The 16,037-nt window shown below is 70.3% G+C and carries 15 protein-coding genes; 8 read left to right on the top strand and 7 right to left on the bottom strand.

All coding sequences use genetic code 11. The features are described from left to right. Nucleotides 1–17 precede the first annotated feature (17 nt). Nucleotides 18–521, top strand: coding sequence for a PH domain-containing protein (locus TN53_RS22450; RefSeq protein ID WP_046260386.1), 504 nt, complete (start codon nucleotides 18–20; stop codon nucleotides 519–521). Beyond that, nucleotides 518–1,852, top strand: coding sequence for a PH domain-containing protein (locus TN53_RS22445; RefSeq protein ID WP_046260385.1), 1,335 nt, complete (start codon nucleotides 518–520; stop codon nucleotides 1,850–1,852). The genes TN53_RS22450 and TN53_RS22445 overlap by 4 nt, the downstream gene beginning before the upstream one ends. A gap of 93 nt (nucleotides 1,853–1,945) precedes the next feature. Here TN53_RS22445 and TN53_RS22440 read toward each other — a convergent pair whose 3' ends face one another. Both TN53_RS22440 and TN53_RS22435 read right to left on the bottom strand, forming a co-directional pair. Beyond that, nucleotides 1,946–3,277 (bottom strand): hypothetical protein, encoded by a 1,332-nt coding sequence (locus tag TN53_RS22440; RefSeq protein ID WP_095046648.1) that lies wholly within the window; start codon nucleotides 3,275–3,277, stop codon nucleotides 1,946–1,948. Between the two features lie 152 nt (nucleotides 3,278–3,429). Continuing rightward, nucleotides 3,430–4,557: an alpha/beta hydrolase gene (locus TN53_RS22435; RefSeq protein ID WP_046260383.1), complete on the bottom strand. Its 1,128-nt coding sequence runs from the start codon at nucleotides 4,555–4,557 to the stop codon at nucleotides 3,430–3,432. A 232-nt stretch (nucleotides 4,558–4,789) separates the two neighbouring features. Between TN53_RS22435 and TN53_RS22430 the strand changes: the two genes are divergently transcribed. The 6 genes from TN53_RS22430 to TN53_RS22405 all read left to right on the top strand — a co-directional run bounded on the left by TN53_RS22430 (nucleotide 4,790) and on the right by TN53_RS22405 (nucleotide 9,986). Continuing rightward, entirely contained in the window at nucleotides 4,790–6,601 is a 1,812-nt protein-coding gene (locus TN53_RS22430; protein WP_046260382.1) for a phosphatidylglycerol lysyltransferase domain-containing protein, read from the top strand. Between the two features lie 87 nt (nucleotides 6,602–6,688). Then, a complete protein-coding gene (gene folP / locus TN53_RS22425; protein ID WP_234441672.1) occupies nucleotides 6,689–7,729 on the top strand; it encodes a dihydropteroate synthase in 1,041 nt (346 codons plus the stop codon). After that, nucleotides 7,726–8,229: a nuclear transport factor 2 family protein gene (locus tag TN53_RS22420; RefSeq protein WP_046260381.1), complete on the top strand. Its 504-nt coding sequence runs from the start codon at nucleotides 7,726–7,728 to the stop codon at nucleotides 8,227–8,229. The genes folP and TN53_RS22420 overlap by 4 nt, the downstream gene beginning before the upstream one ends. Nucleotides 8,230–8,476: 247 nt before the next feature. Beyond that, a complete protein-coding gene (gene folB, locus TN53_RS22415; protein ID WP_046260380.1) occupies nucleotides 8,477–8,836 on the top strand; it encodes a dihydroneopterin aldolase in 360 nt (119 codons plus the stop codon). Continuing rightward, nucleotides 8,833–9,444, top strand: coding sequence for a 2-amino-4-hydroxy-6-hydroxymethyldihydropteridine diphosphokinase (gene folK / locus TN53_RS22410; protein ID WP_046260379.1), 612 nt, complete (start codon nucleotides 8,833–8,835; stop codon nucleotides 9,442–9,444). The genes folB and folK overlap by 4 nt, the downstream gene beginning before the upstream one ends. A 56-nt stretch (nucleotides 9,445–9,500) precedes the next feature. Further along, nucleotides 9,501–9,986 (top strand): DUF3180 domain-containing protein, encoded by a 486-nt coding sequence (locus TN53_RS22405; RefSeq protein WP_046260378.1) that lies wholly within the window; start codon nucleotides 9,501–9,503, stop codon nucleotides 9,984–9,986. 47 nt (nucleotides 9,987–10,033) lie between these two features. On the opposite strand, the gene folE is transcribed toward TN53_RS22405, so the two are convergent. The 5 genes from folE to TN53_RS22380 form a co-directional block, all read right to left on the bottom strand. Then, nucleotides 10,034–10,639, bottom strand: a complete 606-nt coding sequence (gene folE, locus TN53_RS22400; RefSeq protein WP_046260377.1) for a GTP cyclohydrolase I FolE — start codon at nucleotides 10,637–10,639, stop codon at nucleotides 10,034–10,036. Between the two features lie 120 nt (nucleotides 10,640–10,759). Continuing rightward, nucleotides 10,760–12,799, bottom strand: coding sequence for an ATP-dependent zinc metalloprotease FtsH (gene ftsH / locus TN53_RS22395; protein ID WP_046260376.1), 2,040 nt, complete (start codon nucleotides 12,797–12,799; stop codon nucleotides 10,760–10,762). A 183-nt stretch (nucleotides 12,800–12,982) separates the two neighbouring features. Continuing rightward, the gene (gene hpt / locus TN53_RS22390; RefSeq protein WP_046260375.1) at nucleotides 12,983–13,543 is read right to left on the bottom strand and encodes a hypoxanthine phosphoribosyltransferase; all 561 of its coding nucleotides are present in this window, start codon (nucleotides 13,541–13,543) and stop codon (nucleotides 12,983–12,985) included. A gap of 51 nt (nucleotides 13,544–13,594) precedes the next feature. Further along, a complete protein-coding gene (gene tilS, locus TN53_RS22385) occupies nucleotides 13,595–14,620 on the bottom strand; it encodes a tRNA lysidine(34) synthetase TilS (protein WP_046260374.1) in 1,026 nt (341 codons plus the stop codon). A 194-nt stretch (nucleotides 14,621–14,814) separates the two neighbouring features. Further along, the gene (locus TN53_RS22380) at nucleotides 14,815–15,936 is read right to left on the bottom strand and encodes a zinc-dependent metalloprotease (protein WP_046260373.1); all 1,122 of its coding nucleotides are present in this window, start codon (nucleotides 15,934–15,936) and stop codon (nucleotides 14,815–14,817) included. Nucleotides 15,937–16,037: the final 101 nt, after the last annotated feature.

Genomic DNA, 16,037 nt, shown 5'->3' with positions numbered 1-16,037 from the left:
CTACGTACGCTGACCTCATGGAGACCGGGAACGGGCAGGGCACGGAGACGGCCGAGGGCGAGCCGGTGTGGATCGGCCTGCCTCCGGGGCTGCTGCGGATGCGACGGCTGTTGCTGATGGTGTGGCTGGGGCTGTTGACCGTGGCGGTCGGTGTGCTGCTGAACCTGTTCGCGGGCCCCGCCTGGGCCGCGTTCGCGCTGCTGCCGCTCGCCCTCATGGCGTGGGGCTGGGTGATGCTGGGCCGCAACTGGGCCTCCTGGCGGTACGCCGAGCGCGCCGACGACCTGCTGATCAGCCGGGGTGTGCTGTGGCGCGAGGAGACCGTCGTGCCGTACGGGCGGATGCAGCTGGTCGAGGTCACCTCCGGGCCCGTGGAGCGGTACTTCGGGCTGGCCAGCGTGCAGTTGCACACGGCGGCCGCGGCGACCGACGCGACCATCCCGGGCCTGGAGCCGGCCGAGGCGGAACGGCTGCGCGACCGGCTCACCGAACTCGGCCAGGCACGATCGGCGGGCCTGTGACGACACCGGGCATCGACGACGACGTACGGCAGAAGCCGCCCGTGACCGAGCGGCGGCTGCATCCCGTGACACCGCTCAGACGGGCGTGGGCGCCCGTCGCGGTGCTCATCGGGTGGGCGGTGCACGACCCCGACCAGGCGCAGCGCCAGCTGACCAGGCTGACGCCCACGGTCCTGCTGATCGTCCTCGCCGTGTTCGTTCCCGCCACCGCCCTCTACGGCTTCCTCACCTGGTGGTACACGCACTTCGCGGTGACCGAGGCCGAACTGCGCATCCGTACCGGCCTGGTGTTCCGGCGCACCGCGCACATTCGGCTGGAACGCATCCAGGCGATCGACGTCACCCAGCCGCTCCTCGCGCGCGTGGCGGGCGTCGCGAAGCTCAAACTCGACGTCATAGGCACCGACAAGAAGGACGAACTGGCCTTCCTGGGGGAGCGCGAGGCGCGGGCGCTGCGCGCGGAACTCCTCGCACGCGCCGCCGGGTTCGCACCCGAGACGGCGCACGAAGTCGGCGAGGCTCCGGCGCGCGAGCTGCTGCGCACGCCTCCGCGCGACCTCGCGATCGCCCTCGTCCTGACGGGCGCCACCTGGGCCACGCTGGCCGCCGCCCTCGTCGTACCGCCTGTGCTGTGGTTCGCCACCCACAGCCTGTGGACGGTCCTCGCGACCGGCGTACCGCTGCTCGGCGCGGCGGGCGCGAGCAGTGTGGGACGGTTCGTCGGCGAGTACGACTGGACTGTCGGCGAGTCGCCCGACGGGCTGCGGATCGACCACGGACTCCTGGACCGCACCCACGAGACGGTGCCGCCGGGGCGCGTGCAGACCGTACGGATAGTGGAGCCGCTGCTCTGGCGGCGGCGCGGCTGGGTGCGGGTCGAGCTGGACGTGGCCGGGTCCTCCAACTCCGTGCTGGTGCCCGTTGCTCCGCGCGAGGTCGCCGAGGCGATCGTCGCGCGCGTGCTGCCCGGCGTGGTCGTACCGCCCCTGTCGGCACTGTCACGGCCCCCGCGGCGCGCCGGGCGTTGTGTGCCGGTGTGGTGGCGGGGCCACGGACTCGCCGTCACCGACGCGGTGTTCGCGTCCCGGCACGGCCTGCTGCGCCGCAGCCTCGCCCTGGTCCCGCACGCGAAGGTCCAGAGCGTACGGCTCGCCCAGGGGCCCTGGCAGCGCCTCTGGCGGCTCGCCGACGTCCATGTGGACACGGGGGCCAACAAGACCGTCACAGCGCGTCTGCGGGACGTGGAGGAGGCCGCGGAGCTGCTGCGGGCGCAGGCGGAAAGGTCACGGACGGGGCGGCGGGACGCCCGGCCCGACCGGTGGATGGCCTGACCGGACCGCTGGGCGCCCGGCCGGGCCGCGACGGGGAACGAGAACCGCGCGGCGCCCTCTCAGGAGTCCGCGCGGCTCTGGTCGACGCGTCGTTCAGGAAACCGCGCTCCGCAGCCCCTGCACATCGATCTGCTCGGTCTCGTCGTGCGCCGTCAGGTCGATGACCTGGCCGATGCCCCGGGACCCCTCGTCCGCCGGCTTGAACTCCGCCTCGGACTCGGCCTTGTGGAGGGCGAGCGCCTCCTGGCCGACCACGTCGGCGAGGTCCTCGTTCTGCACGGACTCCAGCTCGGCCGACGTCTTCTGCATGCCGAAGAAGTCGAAGCCGCCCTCGACGGCGGCCCGCCGCACGGGCGCGGCCGGCACGACGGCCACCGCGGTCGGCGCGACGAAGTGCCCGGAGGACTGCTGCGCGGGCCGGTCCGCTTTGGCCGGCGTGGTGGTGACGGCGGCCGCGCGCGTATGCCCGTCGACCGCCACGGGCTGCCCCTGCGCCTCGTCCTCCTGCGCGGCCTCCGCTCCGGAGTCACCGGAGGTGACCACCTGTGCGGCGACGGGACCGGCCTGCGCCGGAACGTTTTTCGCGGGGCCGTCGCCCTTCGGACCGCCGTCGCCGTCGGGGGAGCCGTCGTCCTTGGGAGAACCATCGTCCTTGGACGAGCCCTCCTTGGCCGGGCTGTCGTCCTTGGCCGGGCTGTCCTTCGTCGAGCCCTCCTTGGCCGAGGCCTCGGGAGCGTCGTCCTTCGTGGCACCCTCGCCGCCGTCGAACCGCGACAGCGCCGCCTTCGCCCGCAGGAACAGCTGGGAGCCCTCCGGCGAGAAGATCGCGGGCGCCTCCGGCTCGTCGTCGACGGCCTCGGCGCTCTCCACCGCCTCGTCCTCGGTCTCCGCCGCTTCGTCCTCGGCCGGGGCAGCCACAGCCTCGGCCTCCTCGACGGCGACCGGCACCGGCGGCAGCGCGCGCGCCGGTGCCGCCTCTATCTCGAGCAGCCGGCGGCCCTCCAGGGCGCTCGCCCGCTCGGTCTCCGCCGTGGCGTACCGGCGCAGCAGAGCCGCGTGCTCGTTGCGCAGGCCGGCCAGTTCCGTGCGCTTGGACCGCAGCCGCTGCTCCAGCTTGCCGCGCAGTTCGCGCGACTCCTCGAGGTCGGTCTCCAGTTCGGCGACCCGTTCCTCGAATCGCCACTCGTCGCTCGCACGCGCGCGTATGAGGTCGGCGACCTGCTTGCCGGCCTGCGTGTCCCAGCGGCGCATGACGGCCGCACCGATGACCGCCGTCGCCGCGGCGGCCGCGGCGACGACACGCAGCACGGCCGGCTGCGAGAACGCCCAGGGGCCGAATGCGCAGACGACGGAGACGCCTGCGATCGCCGACGGGGGAAGCAGCCTGTGCAAGGGCGGGGAATGGCGGTGACGTCCACGTGGCATGGCCAGAAACTTACCGCGCGTAGGCGAATCGTGGTGCCCCGGCCCGTAAAAACACAGCCATCCCGCAGCCTTCACACGACATCAGGAATCAGACCCACCACCGAATTCGACAACAGGGACACGATCCACCGGCTCCAGGGCAAGATCATTTGTCATCGGTCGCTCAACCGCCCGCTGATCCATTGCAGCGTCGCCGGAATCTCCCGCCGCCAGGTGTTGAAGTTGTGCCCGCCGCTTTCGAGGATGATCGACGAGATGCCCGTCCGGTTCGTCGCCTTCACGCGGTCTATGAACTTCAGGGTGTCCTTGTAGTTCGCCTCACCGATCTTGCTGCTGCTGACGAGCAGTGAAGTGTCGGGCGCGGGCATGTGCTTGAGGTACCAGAACAGGTTCGCGCGAGCGCGCAGCCCCTTGTCACCGTGGAAGAGATCGCCGGTGGTGGGGTCGCTCGGCGCGTTGTAGTACGGCGAGAGGCCCGCGCCCGCGGCGTACACCTCGGGGTGGTGCATGGCGAGCTTCAGCGCGCAATAGCCGCCCGTGGAGTCGCCGATGACGCCCCAGCTGCCCGGCTTCTTCCCCACCCTGTAGTGCGCGAGAACGGCGTCGGGCAGGTCCTTGGCGAAGAACGACTCCGTCTGGGGTCCGTTCGGAATGTCGACGCACTCCGTGTCCCGTGGCGGCGCCACCGTCGGCCGCATCATCACCAGGATCATCGGCTGCATACGGCCGTCCTTGGCGAGGTCCAAAGCCGTGCTCGGGTAGTGGAGTTTGTCGACCAGCGCCTGCGCGGTGCCCGGATATCCGGTGAGAACCACGGCGGCGGGAAACGTCCGCGCGCGGTACTGCGGCTGGAAGTACTCCGGCGGCAGGTAGACGAAGGCGGACGTGGCGATGTGCGTCGTACGGCCGACAATGGCCACCTTCTGGATCTGGCCGCCGTTCTGCGGTCGTGCGCTGCCCGCCTCCTTGACCTGCCGTATGTCCGTCACCTGGAGCGGGCCGCCCGAGCCGCCGTTCGCCGTGTGGTCGACGACCACTCCCTGCTCGTCCTCCTGCCCGAACAGGTCGGCCCAGCTGGCGTAGAACCCGAAGGCCTGGTTGGCGGCGAGCCCGACCGCCGCGAAGAGCGCCAGCTGGGTCGCGAGAAGGAGACCCACCCGCCCGCCGACAGCCCGCCGGCTCCGCCGCGACAGCCGTGGCCACAGCCACACCGTGCCGACGAACAGCAGCACCGCCGAACCGGCCGCCAGCACCAGCACGTTGTTCCCCGTGAGACCCATGGTTGGTTTCCTGCCTGCGCTTTCTCCCCGTGCCGGCGCGCCCCGCGGATCTTCGCGAAGGCTTGTCCGGCCCTTTTCCCGGCCTTTGAACCGGCTTTGAGGAAGCGAGTGAACCTCTCCCTCGAAGACACCGTCCTAGAGGGCGCAATGTCGCCGGACGCCCGATGCGGGCCCGGATCCAAGGTCTCTCGCAGAACTACGGGATGCGATGTCTGTCAGGACAGATGTGGAAATGTCGGGCGGGGTTCCGAACCGATCACAGTGGGCACGGCAAGCGCTGCGTGGCCCGCGCCCGGAGGCCGTCCCCGTCCTGGTCGCCAGAGCCTGCGCGATCGTGGGCCTGCTGGACACCGCCGCGGGCGTCTTCCCGCGCTTCCGGCACAGCCGTATGCACACCATGGCCGAGGTGCTCCCGGGCGCGCTCGGCCCGTTCGCCGCGGCGCTCTCCCTGAGCACCGGCGTGCTGCTGCTCCTGCTCGCCCACGGCCTCAGGCGCCGCAAGCGGCGGGCCTGGCGGGCCGCCGTGGCCCTCCTGCCGGCCGGGGCGGTCGCGCAGTTCACGTACCGCCACTCCCTGGTGGGCGCGCTCATCTCGCTCGCCCTGCTCGCGCCGCTGGTGATCCACCGCGACCAGTTCAGGGCGCTGCCCGACCCGCGCAGCCGGTGGCGCGCGCTCGCCAACTTCGTCCTCATGGGCGCCGGTTCGCTCGCACTCGGGCTGGTCATCGTCAGCGTCCACCCGAAGACGCTCGTCGGCGACCCAAGCCTGGCCGACCGCATCGCCCACGTCCTGTACGGCCTGTTCGGCTTCGAGGGCCCCGTCGACTACCAGGGCAACACCTCCTGGACGGTCGCCTTCTCCCTCGGCGCCCTGGGCCTGCTCACGGCAATCACGACGATCTACCTGGCCTTCCGCCCCGAACACCCCGCCGCGCAGCTCACAGAGGACGACGAGGCCCGCCTGAGGGCCCTCCTGGACAAGCACGGCGGCCGCGACTCCCTCGGCCACTTCGCCCTGCGCCGCGACAAGGCCGTCGTCTTCTCCCCCAGCGGCAAGGCCGCGGTGACGTACCGCGTCGTCTCCGGCGTGATGCTCGCCAGCGGCGACCCCATCGGCGACGTCGAGGCCTGGCCCGGCGCCATCGAGCGCTTCATGGACGAGGCGAAGGCCCACTCCTGGACACCCGCCGTCATGGGCTGCTCGGAGACCGGCGGCGAGGTCTGGACCCGCGAGACCGGCCTGGACGCCCTGGAACTGGGCGACGAGGCGGTGGTGGACGTCGCGGATTTCTCCCTCGCCGGGCGCGCGATGCGCAACGTGCGCCAGATGGTCAAGCGCATCGAGCGCGCCGGTTACGAGACCCGCGTACGGCGCGTCCGTGACCTCGGCGACGCCGAACTCGCGCGCATCCGCCGCGCCGCCGCCGACTGGCGCGGCACCGACACCGAGCGCGGCTTCTCCATGGCGCTGGGCCGCATCGGCGACCCCACCGACGGGGACTGCCTGATCGCCACCGCCCACAAGGCGGACGCCGTACCGGGTGAGTACGGCGACCTGAAGGCGATCCTGCACTTCGTACCGTGGGGCACCGACGGCGTCTCCCTGGACCTGATGCGCCGCGACCGCTCCGCCGACCCCGGCATGAACGAACTGCTCATCGTGGCCGCCCTCCAGGCCGCGCCGAAGTTCGACATCGCGCGCGTGTCACTGAACTTCGCCATGTTCCGCGCCGCCCTCGCGCGCGGCGAGAAGATCGGCGCGGGTCCGGTGCTGCGTGCCTGGCGCGGGCTGCTGGTCTTCCTCTCCCGCTGGTTCCAGATCGAGTCCCTGTACAAGTTCAACGCGAAGTTCCAGCCCCGCTGGGAGCCCCGCTTCGTCGTCTACCGCGCCTCCGGCGACCTTCCCCGCATCGGTTTCGCCGCCATGCAGGCCGAGGGCTTCGTCAACCTCGCCCTCCCGCTGCCGCGCTTCCTGCGCCGCCGCCGGACCACCGCACGCGCGTGTGCCCACGCCGTCGCGGAACGAGACGTCCGCGCGGCGTGACCTCGAACGGCCCGGGACTCGCAGGGCGACCCCCGGCTCTCCGGGCCGGGCGGCCTTGCGGCTCCTTCCTGGGCCTAGGCTGAACGTATGAGCAAGCAGAGCGGACGCGGGCGCGTCGTCGGGCTGCCGGAATGGGACCGCTGCGCGGTCATGGGAGTCGTCAACGTCACCCCCGACTCCTTCTCCGACGGCGGCCGCTGGTTCGACACGACGGCCGCCGTCAAGCACGGCCTCGCCCTGGTCGAGGAGGGCGCCGACCTCGTCGACGTCGGCGGTGAGTCCACCCGCCCCGGCGCCACCCGCGTCGACGAGGCCGAGGAGCTCAAGCGCGTCATCCCCGTGGTCCGCGGCCTCGCCTCCGAGGGCGTCACCATCTCCGTGGACACCATGCGCGCCTCGGTCGCCGCACAGGCCCTCGCCGCCGGCGCCTGCCTCGTCAACGACGTCAGCGGCGGCCTCGCCGACCCCGCGATGATTCCCGTCGTGGCCGACTCCGGCGCCCCCTTTGTCGTCATGCACTGGCGCGGCTTCCTGGAGGGCGGCAACGTCAAGGGCCTCTACGCCGACGTCGTCGCGGAAGTCATCGACGAACTCCACGCGCGCGTGGAGGCCGTCCTCGCCGGCGGCATCGCCCCCGACCGCGTCGTCGTCGACCCCGGCCTCGGCTTCTCCAAGGACGCCGAGCACGACCTCGTCCTCCTCGCTCACCTCGACCGCCTGCTCGCCCTCGGCCACCCCCTCCTCGTCGCCGCCTCCCGCAAGCGCTTCCTCGGCCGCGTCCTGGCCGGCCCGGAGAGCGCCCCGCCCCCCGCCCGCGAGCGCGACGCCGCGACGGCCGCCGTCTCCGCCCTCGCGGCGCAGGCCGGCGCGTGGGCGGTGCGCGTGCACGAGGTGCGCGCGACGGCGGACGCGGTACGGGTCGCACGCGCCGTGGAGGGGGCGCGCACATCGGACCGTGCACCAGGGGCAGTCCACACGAGCGGGACGCCCACGGCCGACCCCGCGCCCGGCGCGACCACCACGAGCCAGGTGCCCACGACCGACCCCGCACCTCGCGCGGACACCACAAGCAGGGCGCACGCAGCGACGCGCACGCCGGGCACCCTCTCCCCCGCAGGCGACCAGTGACCGCCCCCCACACCGACGTCGAACAGGTGGAAGCCGCCAACACCACCTATTACGAGGCGATGGAGCGCGGCGACTTCGATGAGCTGTCCTCCCTCTGGCTCACCCCGGCCGACCTCGGCGTCGACGAGGAGTACCACGATCCGGCCGACACCGGCGTGGTCTCCTGCGTGCACCCCGGCTGGCCCGCGCTCACCGGCCGCGGCGAGGTCCTCAGGTCGTACGCGCTGATCATGGCGAACACCGACTACATCCAGTTCTTCCTCACCGACGTACACGTCTCCGTCACCGGCGACACCGCCCTCGTCAACTGCACCGAGAACATCCTCAGCGGCGGCCCCGCCCCCGAGGGCGGCGAGGAGCTCGGCCCGCTCGTCGGCCAGCTGGTGGTCGCGACCAACGTGTTCCGCCGCACCCCGTCCGGCTGGAAACTCTGGTCCCACCACGCCTCTCCCGTTCTGGCCGAAAACGACGAGGACGAACCGGACGACACACCCTCCTGAGCGGGTAGGCACCCCACAGGGACCAAGAAGTGGTTCGAATCACGGACCCCGGGGTAGGGGCGGCTATCAACCCGTGAGCCACCGGGTTCCCCAGGGGAAACACCCGATGAAACCTCTGACCCCGGCTCGGGCCCGCGCCCCCGTGGCCCGGCCCTGTCAGTGCCCGCAGGTAGATTCGTTCGAGGCCGGTGTGCCGTCCGCACACGGCACGAACCGGCCGTTACCGACGATTGCAGGAGTGATTCGCGTGGATCGTGTCGCGCTGCGCGGCCTGAAGGCCCGCGGGCACCACGGTGTGTTCCCCAAGGAGCGCGAGGAGGGCCAGACCTTCATCGTGGACCTCGTCCTGGGACTGGACACCCGGCCGGCCGCCGCCGACGACGACCTGTCGAAGACCGCGCACTACGGAATCGTGGCGGAGGAGGTCGTGGCCGTCGTCGAGGGCGAGCCCGTCAACCTCATCGAAACGCTCGCCGAGCGCATCGCGCAGGCCTGTCTGAAGCACGAGGAGATCCAGGAGGTCGAGGTCTGCGTCCACAAACCGGACGCACCGATCACGGTCCCCTTCGACGACGTGACGATCACCATCACCCGGAGCCGAGTATGACTGCCTCGTTCACCGAGGGTCACAGCGACCCGATCGTTCAACCGGTGCCCGCCTCCGTCGTACAGCAGGTCGACGCCGCCGACACCACCCTGCACAACCCGAAGCGGGCCGTGATCTCCCTCGGCGCCAACCTCGGCAACCGCCTGGAGACCCTCCAAGGGGCCATCGACGCCCTCGAGGACACCCCGGGCGTCCGCGTGAAGGCGGTCTCCCCCGTCTACGAGACGGAGCCGTGGGGCGTCGAGCCCGGCAGCCAGCCCTCGTACTTCAACGCGGTCGTCGTGGTGAAGACGACGCTGCCCCCGTCCTCGCTCCTGGAGCGGGCCCACGCGGTCGAGGAGGCCTTCCACCGCGTGCGGGACGAGCGTTGGGGCGCACGCACGCTCGACGTCGACATCGTGGCCTACGCCGACGTCGTCTCCGACGATCCGACGCTCACGCTCCCCCACCCGCGCGCCCATGAACGAGCCTTCGTCCTGGCGCCGTGGAACGACGTGGAACCGCAGGCACAGGTCCCCGGCCGTGGCCCGGTGTCGGACCTGTTGGCCACCGTCACCCGAATCGGCATCGAACCCCGCCCGGACCTGGAACTCCGGCTGCCCGAATAGTCGTTAAGGTCAAAGCAACCACTGTTCGTGGGATCCGGGGGAGCTGAAGGGGCACCGTGAGAGAGCTGCGCATCAGGCTGCTGGTCGGCGTCTTCGTCATCGCCGCAATCCTGTCCTGGGCGGGCGCCCGCCTGTGGAACTCGATCGGGACCCTGCCCAGCGTCCCCCTGGCCGCCCCCATCGTCCTCGCCCTGATCGCCGTGGTCCTGGTCGCCACCGCGCTCTCGATCCGATCCCGCCTCAAGGCCCAACGCGAACGCCGCCCCGAGGCCAAGGGCGTCGACCCCCTGATGGCGGCCCGCGCGGTCGTCTTCGGGCAGGCCAGCGCCCTCGTAGCCGCCCTGGTCGCCGGCATGTACGGCGGCACGGGCGTCTTCCTCCTGGAATCCCTCGACATCCCCGCCCGCCGCGACCAGGCCATCTACGCCGGCTTCTCGGTCCTGGCAGGCATCGCGGTCATAGTGGCCGCGATCTTCCTGGAGCGGGTCTGCAAGCTCCCGGAGGACGACGACCGGAACACGGGGGCGGCGTCGGCGGCATAGCGCCGCACGGCGCCGCGCTTCAGCCCACAGACGCCCTGCCCAGTGCGTCAGCGCGCAATAATCAGGCTCATCGCCTCGTTGCGCGTCGCAGGGTCGCGAAGCTGACCACGGACCGCCGACGTTATGGTCTTCGCCCCCGGCTTGCGAACTCCTCGCATCGACATGCACATGTGCTCACACTCAACAACGACGATCACGCCGCGCGGCTCCAGGATCTCCATCAAGGAGTCGGCGATCTGCGTGGTGAGTCGTTCCTGCACCTGCGGCCGACGGGCATAGACATCCACGAGTCGAGCCAGCTTCGAAAGGCCCGTGATCTTGCCGTCGACGGACGGAATGTACCCAACATGGGCAACTCCGACGAATGGCACGAGATGATGTTCGCAGGAACTCAGGACTTCGATGTCCTTGACGAGCACCATCTCGTCATGACCCAGGTCGAACGTCGTCGTCAGCACATCCTCGGGCTTCTGCCACAGCCCCGCGAATATCTCCCGATAGGCCCGAGCCACCCGCCCCGGTGTCTCCCTGAGCCCCTCCCGGTCCGGGTCCTCCCCCACCGCGATCAACAGCTCGCGCACCGCGTTCTCGGCGCGCTTCTCGTCGAACTCGCCGATCGAGCCCTCGCCGTCCAGCGTCACGGGGTCGGTCATCTCTGCCTCGTTCCTGGGTGTTCCTGCCGACGCGGCCGAAAAGCGCCGCGCCCCCCAGGCTAGATCCTGGGGGGCGCGGCATCCATTCCGGGCCCGGTGAGGTCACCGGGGCACGGGGTGTCAGTTCTCCGGACGGTCCTCGGTGACCGGCTCGGCCGCCGGGGCGGGGTCCGCCGCCGTGGACTTGGCGGTGGTGATCGCCGGCGTCGCACCGTTGGCGCCGTTCGTCAGTGCGAGCTCCTTGGGGGAGAGCACCGGCGGACGGGTGGACGGCGTGCGACGGGAGGAGCCGGTCCAGGCCGGCCGCGGGGGACGCTTGACGATGGGAGCGAAGACCTCGGCGATCTGCTCCTTGTTCAGCGTCTCCTTCTCCAGCAGTTGGAGCACGAGCGCGTCGAGGACGTCGCGGTTCTCGACCAGGATCTCCCAGGCCTCGTTGTGCGCCGTCTCGATGAGCTTCTTGACCTCCTCGTCGACCAGCGCGGCGACCTCTTCCGAGTAGTCACGCGGGTGCGACATCTCCCGGCCGAGGAACGGCTCGGTGTTGTCGCCACCGAACTTGATGGCACCGAGACGCTCGGTCATGCCGTACTGCGTGACCATCGCGCGGGCCGTTGCCGTGGCCTTCTCGATGTCGTTCGCGGCGCCCGTGGTCGGGTCGTGGAAGACCAGTTCCTCGGCCGCGCGGCCGCCCAGCATGTAGGCGAGCTGGTCGAGCATCTCGTTGCGCGTGGTCGAGTACTTGTCCTCGTCCGGGAGCACCATCGTGTAGCCCAGGGCACGGCCGCGGGACAGGATGGTGATCTTGTGGACGGGGTCGGAGTTCGGGGAAGCCGCCGCGACCAGGGCGTGTCCGCCCTCGTGGTACGCGGTGATCTTCTTTTCCTTGTCCGACATGATCCGGGTCCGCTTCTGCGGGCCCGCCACGACGCGGTCGATGGCCTCGTCCAGCGAGTGGTTGTCGATGAGCTTCTTGTCGCTGCGCGCCGTCAGGAGCGCCGCTTCGTTCAGCACGTTCGACAGGTCCGCGCCGGTGAAGCCCGGTGTCCGGCGGGCGACCGCCGACAGGTCGACGTCCGGTGCGACCGGCTTGCCCTTCTGGTGAACCTTGAGGATCTCCAGACGGCCCTGCATGTCCGGGCGGTCGACCGCGATCTGGCGGTCGAAGCGGCCGGGGCGCAGGAGGGCCGGGTCGAGGATGTCGGGCCGGTTCGTGGCGGCGATCAGGATGACGCCGCCCTTCACGTCGAAGCCGTCCATCTCGACGAGCAGTTGGTTCAGGGTCTGCTCGCGCTCGTCGTGACCACCGCCGAGGCCGGCGCCACGATGGCGGCCGACCGCGTCGATCTCGTCGACGAAGACGATCGCCGGAGCGTTCGCCTTGGCCTGCTCGAAGAGGTCACGGACTCGGGAGGCACCGACACCGACGAACATCTCGACGAAGTCGGAACCTGAGATCGAGTAGAACGGCACGCCGGCCTCGCCCGCGACAGCACGCGCGAGCAGGGTCTTACCGGTACCGGGCGGGCCGTACAGCAGTACGCCCTTGGGAATCTTGGCGCCGACGGCCTGGAACTTCGCCGGCTCCTGGAGGAACTCCTTGATCTCGTGGAGCTCCTCGACGGCCTCGTCCGAACCTGCGACGTCGGCGAACGTCGTCTTGGGAGTGTCCTTGGTGATGAGCTTCGCCTTGGACTTCCCGAAGTTCATGACCCGGGAGCCGCCGCCCTGCATCTGATTCATCAGGAACAGGAAGACGACCACGATGAGGACGAAGGGGAGCAGGGAGAGCAGGATCCCGACGAAGGCGTTCTGCTTCGTCGGCGAGACGGTGTACCCGTCGGGGATCTGCTTCTGCTGGAACTTGCCCTGCAGGGTGTTGGCGATGTCCACACCCTGGTCGCCGATGTAGCTCGCCTGGATCTTGGAGCTGCCCTCGACCTTTTCGCCGTCCTTGAGCTGGACCTTGATGGTCTGCTCGTCGCCGGTGGTCAGCTTGGCTGATTCGACCTTGTTCTCATTGATCGCCTGGACGACCTGGCCGGTGTCCACCGTCTTGTAGCCGCCGGACGAGCCGACAACCTGCATCAACACGACCACGGCAAGGACGGCCAGCACGATCCACATGACCGGCCCACGGAAGTATCGCTTCACGTCCATCCATACGGAGCGGTGTCGCCCCGTCCCTCCTGCCATAGTGAGTTTGATAAGACAGTTCTTCTGACGGTACCCCAGCATTGTCGTCCGAAGACGCACAGGACGACTGACGAACCCGTCTGCATGCTCCAACGGCGCGATGCCCGCCAGGGTTCCCGATCTTCTTACGGGGCTGGGCCCTTCGGGTCAGCCGCCGTAGACGTGGGGCGCGAGCGTACCGACGAACGGCAGGTTGCGGTACTTCTCGGCGTAGTCGAGGCCGTAGCCCACGACGAACTCGTTGGGGATGTCGAAGCCGACCCACTCGACGTCGATGGCGACCTTGGCGGCGTCCGGCTTGCGCAGCAGGGTGCACACCTTGAGCGTCTCCGGCTCGCGCGAGCCGAGGTTGGACAGCAGCCACGACAGGGTCAGGCCGGAGTCGATGATGTCCTCGACGATCAGGACGTGCTTGCCCTTGATGTCGGTGTCGAGGTCCTTGAGGATCCGGACGACACCGGAGGACTGGGTGCCCGCGCCGTACGACGACACGGCCATCCAGTCCATGGTGACAGGGGTGGACAGCGCCCGCGCGAGGTCGGCCATGACCATCACCGCGCCCTTGAGGACGCCGACGATGAGCAGGTCCTTGCCCGCGTACTCCGCGTCGATCTTCGCGGCCAGCTCGACGAGCTTGGCGTCGATCTCTTCCTTGGTGATGAGCACCTCTTTGAGGTCGGTGCCCATGTCTTTCGCGTCCACCCGCATCACTTTCGGTCGTCCCACCGGCTGTCCGGCCCCGCTGAGGGGCGTAAGGATTCAGCCTTGCCGAATCACCAGTCTGCCACCCTGACGCTGGGCGACGACCTTGCCGGGGAGATTGATGGCTCCCTGGCCGCGCCAGCCGGTGATCAGCCGGTCGACTTCCTCGATGTGGCGGGCGAAGAGCGAGCCTGCGGGGGCGCCGGCCTCGATGGCGGCGCGGCGCAGGATGCGGCGGCGCACGGCGGGCGGCAGGGCGTAGAGCTTGGCGCACTCGAGGAGGCCGGCGGAGTCGCGAACGGCGGACTCGGCCTGGCCGGCCCAGGCGTCGAGGGCGTCGGCGTCGTCGCGGGAGAGCTGGGCCGTACGGGCGAGTGCCTCCACGACGCCTTTGCCGAGGGCCTTCTCCAGGGCGGGCAGGCCTTCGTGGCGCAGGCGGGAACGGGTGTACGCGGGGTCCGCGTTGTGAGGGTCGTCCCAGACGGGGAGCGACTGGACCAGACAGGCCTTGCGGGCGGTCTGCCGGTCGAGCTGGAGGAAGGGGCGGCGGTAACGGCCGTCGGCCCCCGAGACCGCGGCCATTCCGGACAGGGAGCGGATGCCGGAGCCGCGGGCGAGGCCGAGCAGGACGGTCTCGGCCTGGTCGTCGCGCGTGTGGCCGAGCAGGACGGCACAGGCCCCGTGGCGTGCGGAGGCGGCATCGAGGGCGGCGTAGCGGGCGTCACGGGCGGCTGCTTCGGGTCCGCCTTCGCGGCCGACGGTCACGGCGATGGACTCGACGGGGTCGAGACCGAGTTCGCGCAGGCGCAGGGCGACTTCGTCGGCGCGCAGGTCGGAGCCGGGCTGGAGGCCGTGGTCGACGGTGACGCCACCCGCGCGGATGCCGAGTTTGGGGGCCTCGAACGCGAGAGCGGAGGCGAGGGCCATGGAGTCGGCGCCGCCGGAGCACGCCACGAGCACGAGCGGCGACGACGGGCGCTCATGCGGGGTTTTCTCGGCGGAGGTCTGATGGTCGTTGAGGATGTCGTGGAGGACGCGGCGGACCGCCAGGCGTATCGCCGCGACCGCAGGATGGGGACCCATGTCCGGTTCCCTTCATGAAGTTTTCGGGGGTGAGTCCGAGTTCGGTCACTCAGAGTGTGTAGATGGTGACAGAACCGGGCCGTTCCCCGAGCATTGCACGCCTACCCAGGCCTCACGGTCCCTCGGACGGGTGATTGAAGGGGCGTTCGCCTGCCGTCGGCCGGTTTTCTTTCACGACACTTCCGCGGGGCTCACTACTCGGCCTTGCGGTGCACCCGCGCGATCCAGTCCGCCGGTTTGGCGATCTCTGTCTTCGTCGGGAGGGTGTTGGGGGAGGTCCACACCCGGTTGAAGCCGTCCATGCCGACCTCGTTGACGACAGCGCGTACGAAGCGTTCGCCGTCGCGGTACTGCCTGAGTTTGGCATCCAGACCGAGCAGCTTGCGCAGGGCCATGTCCAGGCGGGAGGCGCCCTTGGCGCGACGCTGCTGGAACTTCTCGCGGATCTCCTGGACGGTCGGTACGACTTCTGGACCCACTCCGTCCATCACGAAGTCGGCGTGACCCTCCAGGAGGGACATCACGGCGGTGAGGCGGCCGAGGATCTCCCGCTGGGCGGGCGTCTGCACGATCTCCACCAACGACCGGCCGCCGTCCTCCTCCTCGCCCTCGGGGCGCCCGCCGGCAAGCGACTGGGCGGCTTCCCGGATGCGTTCCAGGACGGTCATGGGGTCGACCTCGGTCTCCCCCAGGAACGACTGGATTTCGCCCTCCAGGTGATCCCGCAGCCAGGGCACGGCGGTGAACTGCGTGCGGTGCGTCTCCTCGTGCAGGGTCACCCACAGGCGGAAGTCGTGGGGCTCTACGTCGAGTTCGCGCTCCACGTGCACGATGTTCGGCGCGACCAGCAGGAGGCGGCCGCCGCCGTTGGCGCCGGCGGGGAGTTCACGGGTGGCCGGGGCGAAGGTCTCGTACTGGCCGAGGACACGGGAGGCCAGGAAGGACAGCAGCATCCCGAGTTCGACGCCGGTCACCTTGCCGCCGACGGCGCCGAGGACCGCGCCGCCCGGAGTACTGCCGCGTCGTTCCTGCATCTTGTCGAGCAGGGGCTTCAGGAGCTCCCGGAAGCCGGCGACGTTCGCCTTGACCCAGCCCGGGCGGTCCACGACGAGGAGCGGGGTGTCGTGGGTCTCCTCGGTACCCATTCGAGTGAAGCCGCGGACGTGTTCCTCCGAGGCCCTGGCGTGCTTGCGCAGCTCGGCGACGACGGCCCTGGCCTCGTCGCGGCTCACCTCCGGGCCCGGCCTCACCAGCCGGGTCGCGGTCGCCACCGCGAGATTCCAGTCGACCATCTCGGCACCACCGATGCTCGTCATGCGTCAACCGTACGTGAGCGTTCCCACTTGGGGCAGGCCACAGCGGTCGGTTGCGGCTGGCGTGCGCTGTGAGGTCGTCCGGGACGGGTGTGCCGACGGAG

This window comes from Streptomyces sp. WM6386, from assembly GCF_000972385.1.
GTDB lineage: Bacteria > Actinomycetota > Actinomycetes > Streptomycetales > Streptomycetaceae > Streptomyces.
The sequence above is the reverse complement of the archived record's forward strand: the minus strand, read 5'-3'. Positions and strand labels throughout refer to the sequence as shown.